Origin of the sequence: Roseovarius sp. MBR-78 (genome assembly GCF_040547535.1) — a bacterium.
Classification (GTDB): Bacteria; Pseudomonadota; Alphaproteobacteria; order Rhodobacterales; family Rhodobacteraceae; genus Roseovarius.
Genome location: NZ_JBEPPX010000084.1, coordinates 1 through 1167 on the forward strand (window position 1 = coordinate 1; position 1167 = coordinate 1167).

The 1167-nt window shown below is 64.3% G+C and carries 1 protein-coding gene; it reads left to right on the forward strand.

Annotated features, from left to right (window positions below):
• The first annotated feature begins 192 nt into the window (after positions 1-192).
• Positions 193-1149, forward strand: coding sequence for an IS110 family RNA-guided transposase (locus tag ABIE58_RS20295; RefSeq protein WP_354546419.1), 957 nt, complete (start codon positions 193-195; stop codon positions 1147-1149).
• Positions 1150-1167: the final 18 nt, after the last annotated feature.

The following is a 1167-nucleotide window of genomic DNA, read 5'->3' on the forward strand; positions in this document are numbered from 1 at the left end:
CTTGTGTCTGGAGATTGTGCTATTATGGGCCCATGCGGCGCGTAAGCGCGCGCCGCATGGGCGGGTGTGCGCCGGTTCGGCCTTGTTGACCACGGTCACGCAATCAAGCGTGGCGGCACCTGCTCTCATCCTTGTCTCGAACGGTTGATTGGGGAGCCCCCGGCTGCCCCGGACCACAAGATGGAGACCCCGATGACGATAACACAAAACATCTCATTTGTCGGCATCGATGTCGGCAAGCATGATCTCGTTCTCGCCCGCCACGACGCCCCGAATGTGCAGAGCTATTCCAACACCGCACCGGGCATTGCCGCACTCACGGCTGAGCTTGGCGGCGGCAAGGCACCGGTCCAGGTCGCACTCGAGGCGACCGGTGGCTATGAGTGGCCGCTCTGGGAGGCGCTCCATGCTGCGGGGATCCCCGTGCGTCAGGTGCCTCCGGCACAGGTGCGTGCCTTTGCGCGATCTCGCGGGCAGCGGGCCAAGACAGACCGGACCGATGCGCAGACAATCGCCGGTTTCGCGGCCTTTCGTCCCGAAGCCGGACGCCGCCTTGGCCCAAAATCCGTGCGTGAACTCAAGCTTTTGGTCACCGCCCGCCGTCAACGCGTGACAGACAGGAAACGCGTGCAGACCCGCAGCCAGCGCACCGGTTGCGAGACCCTCGCACAGCTCGATCAGGCGCTGCTGGACCTGCTCAAGGCTCAAATCGCCGACCTCGACAGGCAGATCACAAATCAGATCGCCGCGTGTCCGCAGCTCTCCCGCGCCGCCCGGTTGTTGCGCTCCATCCCGGGGATAGGGCCTGTGATGACCGCGACATTGCTGGCCGAAATGCCCGAACTCGGCACGCTCTGTGGCAAAGCTGCAGCCGCGCTGACCGGCCTCGCGCCGATCGCCCGCGACAGCGGCACCTTCAAGGGGCAGCGCTTCATCGGAGGCGGCCGAAAACCCGTCAGAGATGTCGCATTCATGGCGGCCAGCGTTGCACTCAAACACAACCCAGACCTCGCTGTATTCTTCCAGCGCCTGAGAGGCCGCGGCATGCCACACAAAAAGGCCATATGCGCCACCGCCAGAAAGCTCATCCTCCTCGCCAACACCGTCCTCAAGCGCGACACGCCATGGCAACCAAACCCGCCGTCCTGAGACGGTTGCTTGATTCCG

What these genes read in the sequence shown, in the direction of transcription:
- ABIE58_RS20295 (WP_354546419.1), top strand. Translation starts at nt 193, where the DNA reads ATGACGATAACACAAAACATCTCATTTGTCGGCATCGATGTCGGCAAG.